Here is a 14,595-nt window from a genome sequence, read left to right on the forward strand (position 1 = left end):
CACACCCCAGGAGCCTGCCCCATGACCTTGCGCCGCGCTGTATTCCTCGACCACAGCTCCCTGGACCTGGGCGACCTCGACCTGAGCCGCCTGCGCGGCTGCTTCGATGAACTGCAGTTGCACCCGGCCACTGCCCCCCACGAAGTGGCCGAGCGCCTGCAGGGCGCGAGCGTGGCGATCACCAACAAGGTGCACCTGGACGCCGCCGCCCTCGCCGCCTGCCCCGACCTCAGGCTGATCCTGGTGTCGGCTACCGGCACCAACAACGTCGACCTGCAGGCCGCGCGCGCCCAGGGCATCGTGGTCAGCAACTGCCAGGGCTACGGCACGCCCTCGGTGGCGCAGCACACCCTGGCCCTGCTGCTGGCGCTGGCCACTCGCCTGCCCGATTACCAGCAGGCGGTGGCCGACGGCAAATGGGCCCAGGCCAGGCAGTTCTGCCTGCTCGACTTTCCCATCGTCGAACTGGAGGGCAAGACCCTCGGCCTGCTCGGCCACGGCGAACTTGGCGGTGCGGTGGCGCGCCTGGCCGAAGCTTTCGGCATGCGCGTGCTGTCCGGCCAGTTGCCCGGCCGCCCGGCCCGCGATGATCGCCTGAGCCTGGCCGAGCTGCTGCCGCAGGTGGATGCGCTGACGCTGCACTGCCCGCTCAACGACAGCACCCGCAACATGATCGGCGCCGCCGAGCTGGCCCTGCTCAAGCCCGGCGCGTTCGTGGTCAACACCGCCCGTGGCGGGCTGATCGACGAACAGGCGCTGGCCGACGCACTGCGCAGCGGGCACCTGGGTGGCGCCGCCACCGACGTGCTCAGCGTGGAGCCTCCGGTCAATGGCAACCCCCTGCTGGCAGGCGATATCCCGCGCCTTGTGGTCACCCCGCACAGTGCCTGGGGCGCGGTCGAGGCGCGCCAGCGCATCGTCGGCCAACTGGCCGAGAACGCCGAAGCCTTCCTGCAGGGCAACCCGCGCCGAGTGGTCAGCTGAGTTCTGCTAGAATTCGCGACTTTTTGCAGAGGGGCGCCGACCATGGACCCACGTAGTGAAGTGTTGCTCCGTCAGGCCGAGCTGTTCAAAGGCCCCGTGTTGCTGGCCGGCCTGCCCGCCGACGACCTGCTGGGCAGCCTGCCCGATGCCCGCGCCTGGAGCTGGCACGCCGGCGACCAGGCCGCGCTCGAGGCGCGATTTGCCGGGCGCAGTCACTATGGCGTGGAGGTGCCGCCGGTGGCTTTCGACGGCGCCGTGCTGTTTCTGCCCAAGTCCCGCGATCTGGCCAACTACCTGCTCAATGCCCTGGCCTCGCGCCTGGGTGGGCGCCAGCTGTACCTGGTGGGTGAAAAGCGCGGGGGTATCGAGGGTGCGGCCAAGCAGCTGCACGCCTTCGGCAAGCCGCGCAAGCTCGACAGTGCACGCCATTGCCAGCTGTGGCAGGTCACGGTGGACACCCCGCCAGAGGCGCAGCCGCTGGAAAGCCTGGCGCAACGATTCGAACTGCCACTGGCCGAAGGCCCGCTGCAGATCGTGAGCCTGCCCGGGGTCTTCAGCCATGGCCGGCTGGACCGCGGCAGCGCGCTGCTGCTGGACAACCTCGAGCAACTGCCCGTGGGCCATGTGCTGGACTTTGGCTGCGGTGCGGGCGTGCTCGGCGCGGCGATCAAGCGCCGCTACCCACAAAGCCGGGTAACGCTGCTGGACGTGGATGCCTTCGCCGTGGCCAGCAGCCGCCTGACCCTGGCCGCCAATGGCCTGGAGGGGGAGGTCATCGCCGGTGACGGCATCGATGCCGCGCCCCGCGAGCTGAACGTGATCCTGAGCAATCCGCCGTTTCACACCGGGGTTCACACCAATTACCACGCCTCGGAAACCTTGCTGAAAAAATCGGCCGATCATCTGAAAAAAGGCGGCGAACTTCGGCTTGTGGCCAACAGCTTCCTGCGGTACCAACCGCTCATCGAAGGCGCCTTGGGCAACTGCCTGATTCGCGACGAGGGACAAGGCTTTCGGATCTACCAGGCCACACGAACTTAAAAACTTCGCTTGCCCAAACGGTTTTGCCTAGGCAGAATCCGCTCCGTCCTAGGGGAGTAGTCTCCCGCGAGCACCCAGCTCGCCCGGTACGCGTCAACATACTTGGTCCTCAGACCATGGCGCGTACGACCCACGGTCCGCACAGACGGATCCAGGGTTTGACAAGACCTATGACACGCACACCTTACCCGGGGCGGGAAGGCTGTACGTGTCATAGCCGTGTCGACCCGCCCCCGTAGGAATCCTGATGCTGGAATCATTGCTGGTCCCCACCGCCATCGTTGCGCTCGCCGAAATCGGCGACAAGACGCAACTGCTCGCGCTCATCCTCGCTGCACGCTTTCGCAAACCCTGGCCGATCATCGCCGGTATCGTTGCCGCGACCCTGGCCAACCATGCGGCGGCCGGTGCGGTGGGTGCGTGGTTCGGCAGTTTCTTCTCCGAGGCCACGTTGCACTGGATCCTGGCCGCAAGCTTTGCCGCCACGGCCCTGTGGACCCTGGTGCCGGACAAGATGGATGACGATGAAGCCAGTACGGCGCGGCGCTTCGGCCCGTTCCTGACCACGCTGATCGCGTTCTTCATTGCCGAGATCGGCGACAAGACGCAGGTGGCCACGGTGATGCTGGCGGCGCAGTACCCGCACCTGATCATGGTGATCATCGGCACCACCCTGGGCATGCTGATTGCCAACGTACCGGTGGTGCTGGCGGGCAATTTTGCCGCCGAGAAGCTGCCGTTGACCCTGATCCGTCGCCTGGCGGCCACGGCATTCGTGGTGCTGGCGCTGGTGGCGGTGTATTCGGCGATGAAGGTCAGCGGGTGGGTGGGCTGATACCGGCTAGCGTGTGAAGCATTCGCCGGCAAGGCCGGCCCCTACAGGTTCAGGTAGGAGCCGACAGTGCCGGCGAAGGTCACGGCGCTATTTTCTGGCTTGCTCGTACAACGGCATCACCTTGGGAATCGCCGCCTGCAACGACGCGATACGGCTGCTCGAAGCCGGGTGAGTGCTCATGAACTCAGGCTGCGAACCACCCGACGCTTCGGTCATCTTGTTCCACAGGCTGATCGCCGCATTCGGGTTGTAGCCCGCACGCGCCGCCAGCTCCAGGCCGATCAGGTCGGCTTCGTTCTCGTTGCTGCGGCTGTTGGGCAAGGTCATGCTGTACTGCACCACGGTGTCGGCCAGCGCCAGGCTGTCCTGGCCCAGGCCGAACAGAGCACCTGCGCCCTGGCGCGCCATCTCCACACCATAGGCCTTGGACATCGCCTCGCGACCATGCTCGCGCAGGGCGTGGGCGATTTCGTGGCCCATTACCGCCGCGATCTCGTCGTCGGTCAGCTTGAGCTTGTCGATCAGGCCGGTATAGAAAATGATCTTGCCACCCGGGCCGCAGTTGGCATTGAGCTCGTCGCTCTTGATCAGGTTGACTTCCCATTTCCACTGCGCCGCATCGGGGCGGAACTTCGGCGCCTGCACGATCAGCCGATCGGCAATGGCCTGCACCCGCTTGGCGGTGGCACTGGTCTTGTCGAGCATACCTTTGGTGGATGCCTCGCCCAGGGTCTGCTGGTACGACTGCGCGTACATCTGGTTGACCTCATCGGTCGACAGCATGCTGAACATGTACTGCTTGCGCTCCACGCCCACCGCTCCACCACTGGTGGTGTTCACGGCCTGGCAACCGGCCAGCAGCACACTGGCGCTCAGGGCACCGATAACAACTGATCTACGCATGAAAACACTCCCTTCGAACATGCGGCGTATCCTAGGCCGCGCATCATAAACGCGCTACAGCCGTTCGCGAAGAATTGCATCGCCACACTCATGCTTTGCCCCCGGCGCGCCGATAACGCCCAGACAGGCGACCCTCTTTGCGCTCGGAGCTCCCATGAAGTTCAAGTCGATCCAGTTTTCCGTGGCCGCGCTGGCCGGTGCCATCGTGCTGAGCATCGTTGCAGCACTGGTGCTATACGCAGTGTATTCCGGTGCCCGCACCCAGACGCTGGTGCACAACCGCACCCAGCAACAGTTCGAGGCAGTGATCGAGCAACGCCTGACGGCCCTGGCCCAGACCCAGGTCAGCCAGATCCAGCGCAGCCTCGAGGCGCCGCTGCTGATCGCCCGCGGCCTGGCCACCACCAATGCCCTGATCGGCATGCAGGATGCTGCCGGCAACCCGCAGCTCAAGCTCGAACGCGAACAGATGATCGCCCTGCTCAGGCAGACCGCCCTGGACAACCCGCTGTTGCTGGGCGTTTACGTGGGCTGGGAGCCCAATGCGCTGGACCACGACGATGCCCGCTATGCAGGCAGCACGCTGGCGGGCGTCAACCCGCAGAGCGGGCGCTTTCTGCCGTGGTGGTACCGTAACGACGACGGTAGCCTGACCCTCGACAAACTCCAGGATGTGGACGACCGTACCCTGCTGCCCACAGGCGTGCGCACCAGCGAGTACTACCTGTGTTCCAAGGAGACCGGCAAGGCCTGCGCCATCGACCCGGCCCCGTACCAGGTGGGCAACAAGACCGTGATGCTGGCCTCGTTCGTCGAGCCGATCATGGTCAACGGCCAGTTCCAGGGCATCGCCGCCGCCGACCTGTCGCTGAACTTCATCCAGGATATGCTCAAGGCCGCCGACGCCCAGCTGTATGACGGCGCGGGCGAGATGGCGCTGCTGTCCAACAACGGACGCGTGGTGGCCTACACCAAGGATGCGAGCACGTTCGGCAAAAAAGCCAGCGATGTGCTGCAACCCAATGAAGTGGCGGTGCTCGGCAACCTGTCGGGCAAGGCGCTGCACTACGAAATCGACCATGCCAGCGGACAGATCGAGCTGTTCGTGCCATTTGCCGTGGGCAACACCGCCTCGCGCTGGACCTTGCTGCTGCAACTGCCGGTCAGCGCGGTGATGGCCGACCTCGACGCGCTGCAGCGCGAAATGAGCGCCCAGCGCAGCACCGACCTCACCGGCATGATCGTGGTCGGCCTGGGCATCGCCGGGCTTGGCCTGCTGGTGATCTGGCTGCTGGCCCACGGCATCGCCCGGCCGCTGCGCCAGATGGTCGGCATGCTGGACGACATCGCCCAGGGCGAAGGTGACCTGACCCGGCGCCTGAGCAGTGATCGCGCCGACGAACTGGGCGCCATCGCCCGTGGCTTCAATACATTCCTGAGCAAGCTGCAGGCAATGATCAGCCAGGTGGTGGTGTCGGTGCAGAAGGTCAGCGACTCGTCCGAGCACACCGCCGACATCGCCATTCGCACCAACCAGGGCGTGCACAAGCAGATGGCCGAAATCGACCTGGTGGCCACTGCGGTGCATGAAATGACCGCGACCGCCCAGGACGTGGCGCGCAATGCCACCCATGCGGCGCAAGCGGCCAGCAATGCCGACCAGGCCGCCAACCAGGGCCTGGAGATCGTGCGCAACACCTCCACCTCGATCAGCGCCCTGGCCGAGGAGATCGGCCGTGCGGTGGGTGTGGTACAGGCCCTGGCACGTGACAGCGAGAACATCAACGCGATCCTGGTGGCGATTCGTGCAATTGCCGAACAGACCAACCTGCTGGCGCTCAACGCGGCCATCGAGGCGGCGCGAGCCGGTGAACAGGGGCGCGGGTTTGCCGTGGTGGCCGATGAAGTGCGCAACCTGGCGCAGAAGACCCAGCAGGCTACCGAAGAGATCCAGCAGATGATCCAGCAGCTGCAGCAGGGCACGCGGGATGTGGTGCAGGTAATGGAGGACAGTCAGGGCAAGACCGAAGTCAGCGTGCAACAGGCGGCGCAGGCGGCCCAGGCGCTGGAGAGCATCACCCGGGCGGTGTCGGTGATCAACGACATGAACACCCAGATCGCCAGCGCGGCGGAGGAGCAGAGTGCAGTGGCCGAGGACATCAACCGCAACGTGATCAATATCGGCCAGGTGGCCAATGAAGTGGCTGGCGGGGCGGATGAGTCAAGCACAGCGAGCGCGGAGCTGACCAAGCTGGCGGAGCAGCAGCGGCGGTTGATCAATCAGTTTCGCGTCTGAGCCAGAAGCTTCGCCGGCAAGGCCGGCTCCTACAGGGGCATGCAGTGCCTGTAGGAGCCAGCCTTGCCGGCGAAGGGCTCACCACTTACGCCGGGGTCAGGCACTCCGGCGCATTCAACTTCGGATCATTCACCAGGTTCGCCAGCACCCGCTCGCGCAAGGCGGCCTGCGGGCCAGCGAGCAATTCCTGCAACTTCACCAGCGGCGTCTGCGGGTCCAGCCACGCGGCCTGCCCTGCCGCATCCAGAATCAGCGGCCGGCGCTGGTTGACTGCGGCCTGGGTCACCACCGCCGTGCTCAGCCACACCTGGTCCTGCACCGGGTAGGCCTCCCACACGCCGGCAAAGAACAGCGAAGACCCCTCGCCCGGCGTCAGCCAGTAAGGCCGCTTGCGCGCGGTGCCGCGCCACTCGTAGAAGCCGTTGGCCGGCAGCAGGCAACGGCGCAGGCGAAACGCTTCGCGAAACATCGGTTGCTCGGCCAGGGTCTCGGCGCGCGCCTGGGCCGGGGTGCGCGACAGGTCGGTCAGCCACGCCGGGGTCAGCCCCCAGCGCGCCCGCGCCAGCTCCAGCTGGCCTTCGCGCTGACGCTGGATCAGCACCGAGGCGCCGGGCGAGATGTTCCATTGCGCCTGCTGGTCAGGCGGGAACCCGGGCAGCGCGGCAAACGCCGAAGACCAGCGAAACAGGGCGTAACGTCCACACATGAGCAAAACCTAGCAAATCAGTATTCCCGGAAGACTCTCCGGCTCGTCGCCAGGAAGCGGCTGGGCGCCATTGTACGCGGCGATCAGCTGGCGTGCGTATTCGGCCTGCGCATCGGGCACCGCCAGGCCCAGCAGCCCCTGCATCGGCAGCTCGCCCACGGCGCCCATCAGGTCGCGCCCACTCAGGTGCGCCTTGATCCCTTCGCTGCGCAGCATGCCGATCAGAAGCTCGGCCTCCAGCAGACTTTCCGGCTCGTAGATACGCTGCATCACTCGTCCTCGCGCTTGACGTCCAGCATCCACTCCTCGCCATGCACCTGCAGCACGAACACGATCGGCCGGCAACAGACCTGGCAGTCCTCGATATAGCTCTGGTCGCCACCGGACAGGTCAACGGTGGTTTCCACTTGCTCACCACAGTAAGGACAATCATAGAAAGCAGATTCCACCATCGCAGTCTCCCAGGTGACTTGTGCGTATAATTGCCGGTCTATTTACAGGCCTTGCCGGTGTCTGAGCCGTTTTTCAGTCCGCAGCCCTACTATTACCCTAGCCGTTTCCAACAAGAGAGCATGATGGGCGAATTCGATGCCATCCGACCGTACAACGACGCCGAGGTGCCCGCCGTGCTGGCGCGCCTGCTCAGCGACCCGGCATTTCTGGATATCCTCACCCACTTTCGCTTCCCGCGCATGGCCGGGGCCTTCGGCTGGCTGCTCAAGCCGCTGATCGCTCGGCGCTTGCGCAAGGAATTTGCCGGGGTCAGTTGCGTATCGACCCTGCAGGACAAGGTCGAATACTACGTCGACCACACCATCGACCGCGCCACCGACGGGGTGACCTACACCGGTGTCGAGCAGTTCAAGTCCGGCAGTGCCTACCTGTTCCTGGCCAACCACCGCGACATCGTGATGGACCCGGCCTTCGTCAACTATGCGGTGTACCACGCCGGCCTGCCGACCCCGCGCATCGCGATCGGCGACAACCTGCTGCAAAAGCCGTTCGTCAGCGACATGATGCGCCTGAACAAGAGCTTCATCGTGCACCGCTCGATCACCGGGCGGCGCGAAAAGCTGGCGGCCTATCAGCTGCTGTCGGCCTACATCAACCACTCAATCCGCAACGACTGCGCCTCGATCTGGATCGCCCAGGCCGAGGGCCGCGCCAAGGATGGTGACGACCGCACCGATTCGGCGATCCTCAAGATGTTCCACATGAGCCGCAAGGACGAACCGTTCGGCGCAGTGATCCAGTCGCTGAACCTGAGCCCGGTGTCGATCAGCTACGAGTACGACCCGTGCGACCAGGCCAAGGCCCGCGAGCTGTACATCCGCGCCACCACCGGCACCTACAGCAAGGCGCCTGGCGAGGATGACGTGAGCATCGCCCAGGGCATCACCGGCTACAAAGGTCGCGTGCACATCAACTTCGCCCCGCCGGTGAGCGAGTACTTCGAAGACACCAAGCAACTGGCGGCGGAAATCGATCGGCAGATACTGGGTGGCTACCGGTTGTTCCCGGTACATTACCTGGCGTATGCACAGTGGGCCGATGCCGACCCGCAGTTGCAGGTGCCCAGGGCCGCCGAGGTGTTCCCGGCCGATGAGCTGGCCCGAGCCCAGGCCGAGTGGCAGCGGCGCCTGGATGCCTGCCCGGTGGAACACCAGCCGTACCTGGTGCTGCAGTATGCGATGCCGGTGCGCAACCAGTACCGCGTCAAGGCGGGGTTGGCGCTCTAGAGCGCGTCGCCCGTATCGCGGGTCAAGCCCGCTCCCACAGGGATATCACTGGCCTTGAGTACAGTGCAGAACATGTGGGAGCGGGCTTGACCCGCGATGGCTTCACCTCAGATCCAGGTACTGAACCACGACAGCAGCAGCGCCATCGCCAGGCACGAAAACCCCAGGATGTAGTAGAACCGGTTCACCCGCAGGTTCATCCCCTCCACCATCACCTCATCACGCGCCAGCCCCGCCAGCGCCTGCGCGCCACGACGCCGCGCCGCTTGCAACAGCAACCCGCCAGGGCAGGTAATCAACAAGGCCAGCACATTGATCAGCTTGGCCGGGTGGGCCGCCAGCAGCCCCCACATCACTTGCAACGACATCGCACAACCTCGATAAAAAACCAGACCTCGACACGCCGCGCATTCTACCCAAGCGCCAGCGGCTCTCTCGTACTTTGCGACCGATGACAATTAAATCCGGCCGTCACACGTTCGTCATCCCGACAAGCCACTCTATTGCCCTTCAACACTCAGGGAGCTTGTCATGCTGCACGCCGAAAACCAGGATCGCCTCTATCTGATCGCCCCCAGCGATGAACAACAGGCCTTGATCGACGGCCTGGCGTTCAACGTCCAGGACCGCCAGTGGCTGGTGTACTGCGCACTTGGCGGGCATGCCCACCATGACCTGCCGGAGGTCGACCAGGGCACCGGCATCAGCCTGCTGGACTTCTACGTCGAAGCCGCCTGAGCAGGTCACGCCCACTAAAAAGCCCGATGCCTGCAACGAGGCATCGGGCTTTTTCGTTTGCCGTCAGCGAGTTTACTCGCCCAGTACCTGACCGACCGTCGGGTCCTTGAACAGGCGGGTCAGGGCGTCGCTGAGCACGTCACCCACCAGCTTGGTGTTGGTTTCCTGGTTGGGCGCCATGCCGAAGCGCTGGTCCAGCGAGGCGCCGTAGCGACCGCTGTAGCGGCGGTTGGCATTGGACACGTCGGCACGGAAGGTGGCGCCGATGGTGGCCTCGGTCACGTACAGGCCTTCCTTGGGCGACTGGTACTTCAGCTCGGCCAGGGTCACGTTCAGCTGCGGGGCGTTGTAGGCGTTCGCCGTGGGCGTGAAGCCCAGCAGGCGCACCGCTGCCTCGGCCTGGGCCTGCAGCTTGGGCACGATGTCATTGCCGTTCACGGTGATGGCGCTGGTTTCCGGGTACAGCCCGCCGCGGGTACCCAGGGTTTGCGAAGGACGACCATCGACCACCTTGACCACCACCGGCTGGCCACGACCCACGGGCGCGAGCTGGGCAGTGAGTTTGGGTTGCGGGCTGAGTTGTTGCGGGCTGTGGGCACAACCGACCAGGGTCAGGCTGGTGACAGCGATCAAACCGAACAACAAACGTTGCAACATGCTCATCTCTCCAGGAATAGCAGCAAAGGTCGCCAGTATAACCACCCGGGACCACCCCAGCCATCGGGGCCAGCCACTGTCACAATCGTTTCATCATCGACCGCGTAGACTGCCCACCTGCGCCGGTGAACGCTCTGTTCAGCCGCCTGCCCCCTGCAGGCCAGCCCGCCACGGCGTGGCCGGCGAAGCAAAGCGCAACAAAAGTCGTTAATAAAGATCGTTTCTGCCCGCGACCTCGTTATAATCTCCCCCCGATTATAAGGACGTCTCCTGATCGGGCCTCGCAGCACCGCCAATGCCATTGCATCGGCATCCCCGAATCGCCCACAGAGAGCCGCCCACACAGGTCTTGCCAAGCTGGTGTGCCCGCGTTCCTTCGGCGCTCTGCTCTGCCTGAACCTGCCGGGTTTGCCATCGTGCACACCCTTTTTGAGGTTCACGACTCCAAAAGAGCGTGAAAAAACGGTTTTCACAACTTCACGAGAGTGTGGCGAGCAATGAACAGTCTGGCATGTGTAAAAGCAGCAACTGCGTCCCTGAAAGCCCCAAACAGCTGGCAACAGCACTCATCTGCGATGGGTGACTAAGGCCGGTCCATAGCGCACGATGGACACCTTGACCATAAGTCGAATTGCCGCACGGGCGGTAAAATGCGTTCATAGGCAACGCAAAGCCCGGTTGGTGGTGTCCGCGGAAGTTGAAAAACCTGCGAAGTAGCGGACATGGAAATCCCGGCCAAGCCTGGGAGCCATGCTGTCAATTTGGTGCTGAAGATTTTTGGAGACGCGTTAATGGCGCAGAACGAAGCAGTCGATGTAGTACTGGTAGGGGCCGGCATCATGAGTGCCACCCTGGCCGTACTGCTCAAGGAACTCGACCCGGCGATGAAGCTGGAAGTCGTCGAGTTGATGGATTCGGGTGCCGCGGAAAGTTCCAACCCGTGGAACAACGCCGGGACCGGCCATGCCGGGCTGTGTGAGCTGAACTACACGCCGCAGGCCGCCGACGGCAGCATCGACATCAAGAAAGCGGTGCACATCAATACCCAGTTCGAGGTATCCCGGCAGTTCTGGGCCTACCTGAGCAAAAAGGGCGCCTTCAAGAACCCGCGTGCCTTCATCAACCCGATCCCGCACCTGAGCTACGTCGAAGGTGACAAGGGCGTCGCGTTCCTGAAAAAGCGCTTTGAATCGCTCAAGCCTCACCACGCCTTCGCCGAGATGGAATACACCGAAGACAAGGCGCTGATGAACGAGTGGATGCCGCTGATGATGCCGGGCCGCCCCGCCGACCAGCACATCGCCGCCACCCGCGTGATGAAAGGCACCGACGTCAACTTCGGCGCCCTGACCAACAAGCTGCTCAAGCACCTGGCCGACACCCCCGAGTCGCAGGTCAAGTACAGCAAGAAGGTCACCGGCCTGCGCCGTAACGGCAGCGGCTGGACCGTCACCATCAAGGACGTCAACAGCGGCAGCAGCCGCGACGTCGATGCCCGCTTCGTGTTCCTCGGCGCCGGTGGCGCGGCCCTGCCGCTGCTGCAGCTGTCGGGCATCGAGGAGAGCAAGGGCTTCGGCGGTTTCCCGGTCAGCGGCCAGTGGCTGCGCTGCGACAACCCCGAGGTGGTCAAGCGCCACCAGGCCAAGGTCTACAGCCAGGCCGCCGTGGGTTCGCCGCCGATGTCGGTACCGCACCTGGATACCCGCGTCGTCGACGGCAAGACCTCGCTGCTGTTCGGCCCGTACGCCGGCTTCACCACCAAATTCCTCAAGCACGGCTCGTTCCTCGACCTGCCGCTGTCGGTGCGCCTGGGCAACATCGGGCCGATGCTGGCCGTGGCCCGCGACAACTTCGACCTGACCAAGTACCTGGTCAGCGAGGTAATGCAGTCGATGGAACAGCGCCTGGAATCGCTGCGTCGCTTCTATCCTGAAGCCAAGGCCGAAGACTGGCGCCTGGAAGTGGCCGGGCAACGGGTGCAGATCATCAAGAAAGACCCGAAAAAAGGCGGCATCCTGCAGTTCGGTACCGAACTGGTGGCGGCCAAGGACGGCTCGCTGGCCGCCCTGCTGGGCGCCTCGCCGGGTGCTTCGGTCACCGTGTCGATCATGCTGGAACTGATCGAACGCTGCTTCCCCGAGCAGGCCAAGGGCGCCTGGGCGGCCAAGCTCAACGAGATCTTCCCGGCACGGGAGAAGGTCCTGGCGACCGACGCTGCGCTGTACCACAAGATCAGCGCGCAGAACGACGAGGCCCTGGGCCTGGTCGAGAACCAGCCGACGCAAAGCTACGCGTAAGCGTGATGCATGAAAAAACGCCCCTCGGGGCGTTTTTTCATGGCTGCGATGTACTCACTTGCGGGCGCTGTCGATGATCTCGATGTACTCGGGCGCATTGCGCTGGTCGCCGATCACCTGGGCGAAGGTGTTGCCGTGCTCGTCCTTGCCGTCCACATCGTATCCGGCCTCGACGAAGAAGCCGACGAAACGTTCGAAGTCATCGATGCGCAGGCCGCGATAGGCCTTGATCAGTTTGTGGTGCGAGGGCGAGCTGGCATCGGCCGGTTCGAACTGGAGAAACGACTTGATGTAGTCGTCGCTGATCTCATCACCAATCACTTGCTTCTTGTCTTTACGCATTGCCGACTCCAACTGAACCATCACGGACATTTTTCACGGGCCGGCAGTTTACCCCCCGGCAGCGCTGTGGCTCAACGCGCGCGTAGGGTGCCGGTGTGCACATCGGCCCAGATATGACCGTTGGCATAGCTGAGGAACTGCACGTACAGGGTGTCGTTGCGCAGCAGGTCGAGAATCACCCGGTACTGGCTGGCGGGATAGTTGAGGGTCAGGGTGCGGCTCTTGGCGTCGAACGCCGGTTTGCGCAGGCTCTTGCCTTCGCCGTCGAAGCTGATCAGCACCTCGCTGATGGTGGCGCCCTTGTTCAGGGGCTTGCCCTTGAGGCGCATCAGCACCGGTGCCGTGACCGGTATCGGTTGCTGGTTGGACTGTCGCTGGTTGCCGACCACCACCGAATACTGGTTCACCTGCAGCAGTTGCTGGGCTTCGGGGGTTTCCTGGCGCAGGGTAAGGTCGTCGGGCGGCAGGAACTGGCTGTGCAGCGGCGCGGCGGCCAGGGGCAGGCTGGTCAGCAGCAGGAGGGCGAGGATGGCGCGCATGGCAGGCTCCTTGGGGGCGGCCTGGCACTCTAGCATGAGAAATGTACGAAGCTGACGGCCTCTTGTGGGAGCGGGCCTGACCTGCGCTGCAGGCACCGCAAATAGCTGATACCACATCGACCCTTTCGCGGGCCAAGTCAGCTCCCACCCGGTTTTACATGCCCTTCACGGCATAGATACCCGCCGCATTGCGCCAGTAGCCCTTGTAGTCCATGCCGTAGCCGAACACATAGCGGTCAACGCAGCTCAAACCGCAGTAGTCGGCCTTCAGGTCAGGGCTGGCCTTGCGGTCGTGGTCCTTGTCCACCAGCACCGCGCTGTACACCGCCTTGGCACCGGCATGCTTGCAGAAGTCGATGATGGCGCTGAGGGTGTGCCCTTCGTCGAGGATGTCGTCGATGATCAGCACTTCTCGATCGATGAACGACACTTCGGGCTTGGCCTTCCAGAACAGGTCACCGCCGCTGGTCTGGTTGCGGTAGCGCGTGGCATGCAGGTAGGACGCCTCCAGCGGGAACTGCAAATGGGTCAGCAGCTTGCCGGAGAAGATCAGGCCACCGTTCATCACGCAGAACACCACCGGGTTGCGGTCGGCCAGGTCGGCGGTGATCTGCGCGCCCACACGGGCAATGGCCGCTTCGACTTCGGCTTCGCTGTGCAGGCAGTCTGCTTCACGCATGACTTGACGGATATGCTCGAGATCAGCGGACATGACGCTCTCCAGGGGGCTGCGGTTGAGAAAAGCGGGCAAAGGTACGCACCCTCACGCATCAGATCAAGCATTTATGGACTAACGTGCACAATGCCTATAGGACACCTGCGGCCGAATAGATTACTCTAGCGCGGTTTTTTTGCCCGCCCCCCGGAGCCTTTCCCTATGCCAACCCGTGAGATCCGCCATCCGCTGATCCGTCACAAGCTCGGCCTGATGCGCCGCGCCGATATCAGCACGAAGAATTTTCGCGAACTCGCCCAGGAAGTCGGCGCGCTCCTGACGTACGAGGCAACCAAGGATCTGCCGCTGGAAAGCTACGACATTCAAGGCTGGTGCGGCACCGTACAGGTCGAGAAGATCGCCGGCAAGAAGATCACCGTGGTGCCGATCCTGCGCGCCGGTATCGGCATGCTCGACGGCGTGCTCAGCCTGATCCCGGGCGCCAAGGTCAGCGCCGTGGGCGTTGCCCGCAACGAGGAAACCCTCGAAGCGCACACCTACCTGGAAAAACTGGTACCCGAGATCGACGAGCGCCTGGCCATGATCATCGACCCGATGCTGGCCACCGGCAGCTCCATGATCGCCACCATCGACCTGCTGAAGAAGGCCGGCTGCAAGGACATCCGCGCCATGGTGCTGGTGGCAGCGCCCGAAGGCATCGCGGCGGTCGAGGGTGCACACCCCGACGTGCACATCTACACCGCCTCGATCGATGAACGCCTGAACGAACACGGCTACATCATTCCCGGCCTGGGCGATGCAGGCGACAAGATCTTCGGCACCAAGCAGAAGGACACCTGAAC

At 64.0% G+C, this 14,595-nt stretch carries 17 protein-coding genes, 1 pseudogene and 1 riboswitch; of the genes and pseudogenes, 9 read left to right on the forward strand and 9 right to left on the reverse strand.

All coding sequences use genetic code 11. The features are described from left to right. The first annotated feature begins 21 nt into the window (after positions 1–21). The 3 genes from NP552_RS21520 (at position 22) to NP552_RS21530 (ending at position 2,860) form a co-directional block, all read left to right on the forward strand. Entirely contained in the window at positions 22–984 is a 963-nt protein-coding gene (locus tag NP552_RS21520; RefSeq protein ID WP_054916229.1) for a 2-hydroxyacid dehydrogenase, read from the forward strand. 42 nt (positions 985–1,026) lie between these two features. After that, positions 1,027–2,025: a class I SAM-dependent methyltransferase gene (locus NP552_RS21525; RefSeq protein ID WP_043864357.1), complete on the forward strand. Its 999-nt coding sequence runs from the start codon at positions 1,027–1,029 to the stop codon at positions 2,023–2,025. 38 nt (positions 2,026–2,063) lie between these two features. Then, a riboswitch (yybP-ykoY riboswitch) is annotated at positions 2,064–2,185 on the forward strand. A gap of 87 nt (positions 2,186–2,272) precedes the next feature. Further along, positions 2,273–2,860, forward strand: a complete 588-nt coding sequence (locus NP552_RS21530; RefSeq protein ID WP_043864356.1) for a TMEM165/GDT1 family protein — start codon at positions 2,273–2,275, stop codon at positions 2,858–2,860. Positions 2,861–2,947: 87 nt separating this feature from the next. On the opposite strand, the gene NP552_RS21535 is transcribed toward NP552_RS21530, so the two are convergent. Beyond that, on the reverse strand, positions 2,948–3,763 hold the full coding sequence (locus NP552_RS21535; RefSeq protein WP_043864476.1) for a M48 family metallopeptidase: 816 nt from the start codon (positions 3,761–3,763) through the stop codon (positions 2,948–2,950). A 1,237-nt stretch (positions 3,764–5,000) separates the two neighbouring features. On the opposite strand from NP552_RS21535, the pseudogene NP552_RS26170 reads away from it, so the two are divergent. Continuing rightward, a pseudogene (locus NP552_RS26170) lies at positions 5,001–5,204 on the forward strand (HAMP domain-containing protein); the annotation flags it as partial. 111 nt (positions 5,205–5,315) lie between these two features. After that, positions 5,316–6,059 (forward strand): methyl-accepting chemotaxis protein, encoded by a 744-nt coding sequence (locus NP552_RS26175; RefSeq protein ID WP_370409190.1) that lies wholly within the window; start codon positions 5,316–5,318, stop codon positions 6,057–6,059. 85 nt (positions 6,060–6,144) lie between these two features. On the opposite strand, the gene NP552_RS21545 is transcribed toward NP552_RS26175, so the two are convergent. Genes NP552_RS21545 through NP552_RS21555 form a run of 3 tightly spaced genes read right to left on the reverse strand, consistent with a single transcriptional unit; the run spans position 6,145 to position 7,217 of the window. Next, the gene (locus NP552_RS21545; protein ID WP_043864354.1) at positions 6,145–6,765 is read right to left on the reverse strand and encodes an SOS response-associated peptidase; all 621 of its coding nucleotides are present in this window, start codon (positions 6,763–6,765) and stop codon (positions 6,145–6,147) included. A 9-nt stretch (positions 6,766–6,774) separates the two neighbouring features. Continuing rightward, positions 6,775–7,035: a putative signal transducing protein gene (locus tag NP552_RS21550; protein ID WP_054916231.1), complete on the reverse strand. Its 261-nt coding sequence runs from the start codon at positions 7,033–7,035 to the stop codon at positions 6,775–6,777. Further along, positions 7,035–7,217, reverse strand: coding sequence for a CPXCG motif-containing cysteine-rich protein (locus NP552_RS21555; protein WP_054916232.1), 183 nt, complete (start codon positions 7,215–7,217; stop codon positions 7,035–7,037). The genes NP552_RS21550 and NP552_RS21555 overlap by 1 nt, the downstream gene beginning before the upstream one ends. A gap of 123 nt (positions 7,218–7,340) precedes the next feature. Between NP552_RS21555 and NP552_RS21560 the strand changes: the two genes are divergently transcribed. After that, positions 7,341–8,504, forward strand: a complete 1,164-nt coding sequence (locus tag NP552_RS21560; RefSeq protein WP_043864351.1) for a 1-acyl-sn-glycerol-3-phosphate acyltransferase — start codon at positions 7,341–7,343, stop codon at positions 8,502–8,504. 107 nt (positions 8,505–8,611) lie between these two features. Here NP552_RS21560 and NP552_RS21565 read toward each other — a convergent pair whose 3' ends face one another. Next, positions 8,612–8,872, reverse strand: coding sequence for a hypothetical protein (locus tag NP552_RS21565; RefSeq protein WP_054916233.1), 261 nt, complete (start codon positions 8,870–8,872; stop codon positions 8,612–8,614). 163 nt (positions 8,873–9,035) lie between these two features. On the opposite strand from NP552_RS21565, the gene NP552_RS21570 reads away from it, so the two are divergent. Further along, entirely contained in the window at positions 9,036–9,242 is a 207-nt protein-coding gene (locus tag NP552_RS21570; protein ID WP_043864349.1) for a hypothetical protein, read from the forward strand. 72 nt (positions 9,243–9,314) lie between these two features. On the opposite strand, the gene NP552_RS21575 is transcribed toward NP552_RS21570, so the two are convergent. Continuing rightward, positions 9,315–9,899 carry a YajG family lipoprotein gene (locus NP552_RS21575; protein ID WP_274097139.1) on the reverse strand — a complete coding sequence of 195 codons (585 nt, stop codon included), beginning with the start codon at positions 9,897–9,899 and terminating at the stop codon, positions 9,315–9,317. A gap of 791 nt (positions 9,900–10,690) precedes the next feature. Here NP552_RS21575 and mqo point away from each other — a divergent pair. Next, complete coding sequence (mqo, locus tag NP552_RS21580; protein WP_043864347.1) at positions 10,691–12,196, forward strand: malate dehydrogenase (quinone); 1,506 nt, start codon at positions 10,691–10,693, stop codon at positions 12,194–12,196. A gap of 54 nt (positions 12,197–12,250) precedes the next feature. Here mqo and NP552_RS21585 read toward each other — a convergent pair whose 3' ends face one another. The 3 genes from NP552_RS21585 to NP552_RS21595 all read right to left on the reverse strand — a co-directional run bounded on the left by NP552_RS21585 (position 12,251) and on the right by NP552_RS21595 (position 13,789). Beyond that, positions 12,251–12,538, reverse strand: a complete 288-nt coding sequence (locus NP552_RS21585; RefSeq protein ID WP_054916234.1) for a PA4642 family protein — start codon at positions 12,536–12,538, stop codon at positions 12,251–12,253. Positions 12,539–12,609: 71 nt separating this feature from the next. Then, positions 12,610–13,077 (reverse strand): hypothetical protein, encoded by a 468-nt coding sequence (locus NP552_RS21590; protein WP_274097140.1) that lies wholly within the window; start codon positions 13,075–13,077, stop codon positions 12,610–12,612. Positions 13,078–13,231: 154 nt separating this feature from the next. Continuing rightward, positions 13,232–13,789, reverse strand: a complete 558-nt coding sequence (locus tag NP552_RS21595; protein ID WP_043864344.1) for a hypoxanthine-guanine phosphoribosyltransferase — start codon at positions 13,787–13,789, stop codon at positions 13,232–13,234. A gap of 165 nt (positions 13,790–13,954) precedes the next feature. Here NP552_RS21595 and upp point away from each other — a divergent pair, with 165 nt between their 5' ends. Next, on the forward strand, positions 13,955–14,593 hold the full coding sequence (upp, locus tag NP552_RS21600) for a uracil phosphoribosyltransferase (protein ID WP_054916236.1): 639 nt from the start codon (positions 13,955–13,957) through the stop codon (positions 14,591–14,593). The last annotated feature ends 2 nt before the right edge of the window (positions 14,594–14,595 follow it).

The sequence above is a fragment of the Pseudomonas sp. 8209 genome, assembly GCF_028682105.1.
Taxonomy (GTDB): Bacteria; Pseudomonadota; Gammaproteobacteria; order Pseudomonadales; family Pseudomonadaceae; genus Aquipseudomonas; species Aquipseudomonas palmensis.

Bases quoted from the DNA above. Each gene is read 5' to 3' on its own strand.
- NP552_RS21520 (WP_054916229.1), top strand. From the start codon at position 22: ATGACCTTGCGCCGCGCTGTATTCCTCGACCACAGCTCCCTGGACCTG.
- NP552_RS21525 (WP_043864357.1), top strand. From the start codon at position 1,027: ATGGACCCACGTAGTGAAGTGTTGCTCCGTCAGGCCGAGCTGTTCAAA.
- NP552_RS21530 (WP_043864356.1), top strand. From the start codon at position 2,273: ATGCTGGAATCATTGCTGGTCCCCACCGCCATCGTTGCGCTCGCCGAA.
- NP552_RS21535 (WP_043864476.1), bottom strand. From the start codon at position 3,763: ATGCGTAGATCAGTTGTTATCGGTGCCCTGAGCGCCAGTGTGCTGCTG.
- NP552_RS26175 (WP_370409190.1), top strand. From the start codon at position 5,316: ATGGCCGAAATCGACCTGGTGGCCACTGCGGTGCATGAAATGACCGCG.
- NP552_RS21545 (WP_043864354.1), bottom strand. From the start codon at position 6,765: ATGTGTGGACGTTACGCCCTGTTTCGCTGGTCTTCGGCGTTTGCCGCG.
- NP552_RS21550 (WP_054916231.1), bottom strand. From the start codon at position 7,035: ATGCAGCGTATCTACGAGCCGGAAAGTCTGCTGGAGGCCGAGCTTCTG.
- NP552_RS21555 (WP_054916232.1), bottom strand. From the start codon at position 7,217: ATGGTGGAATCTGCTTTCTATGATTGTCCTTACTGTGGTGAGCAAGTG.
- NP552_RS21560 (WP_043864351.1), top strand. From the start codon at position 7,341: ATGGGCGAATTCGATGCCATCCGACCGTACAACGACGCCGAGGTGCCC.
- NP552_RS21565 (WP_054916233.1), bottom strand. From the start codon at position 8,872: ATGTCGTTGCAAGTGATGTGGGGGCTGCTGGCGGCCCACCCGGCCAAG.
- NP552_RS21570 (WP_043864349.1), top strand. From the start codon at position 9,036: ATGCTGCACGCCGAAAACCAGGATCGCCTCTATCTGATCGCCCCCAGC.
- NP552_RS21575 (WP_274097139.1), bottom strand. From the start codon at position 9,899: ATGTTGCAACGTTTGTTGTTCGGTTTGATCGCTGTCACCAGCCTGACC.
- mqo (WP_043864347.1), top strand. From the start codon at position 10,691: ATGGCGCAGAACGAAGCAGTCGATGTAGTACTGGTAGGGGCCGGCATC.
- NP552_RS21585 (WP_054916234.1), bottom strand. From the start codon at position 12,538: ATGCGTAAAGACAAGAAGCAAGTGATTGGTGATGAGATCAGCGACGAC.
- NP552_RS21590 (WP_274097140.1), bottom strand. From the start codon at position 13,077: ATGCGCGCCATCCTCGCCCTCCTGCTGCTGACCAGCCTGCCCCTGGCC.
- NP552_RS21595 (WP_043864344.1), bottom strand. From the start codon at position 13,789: ATGTCCGCTGATCTCGAGCATATCCGTCAAGTCATGCGTGAAGCAGAC.
- upp (WP_054916236.1), top strand. From the start codon at position 13,955: ATGCCAACCCGTGAGATCCGCCATCCGCTGATCCGTCACAAGCTCGGC.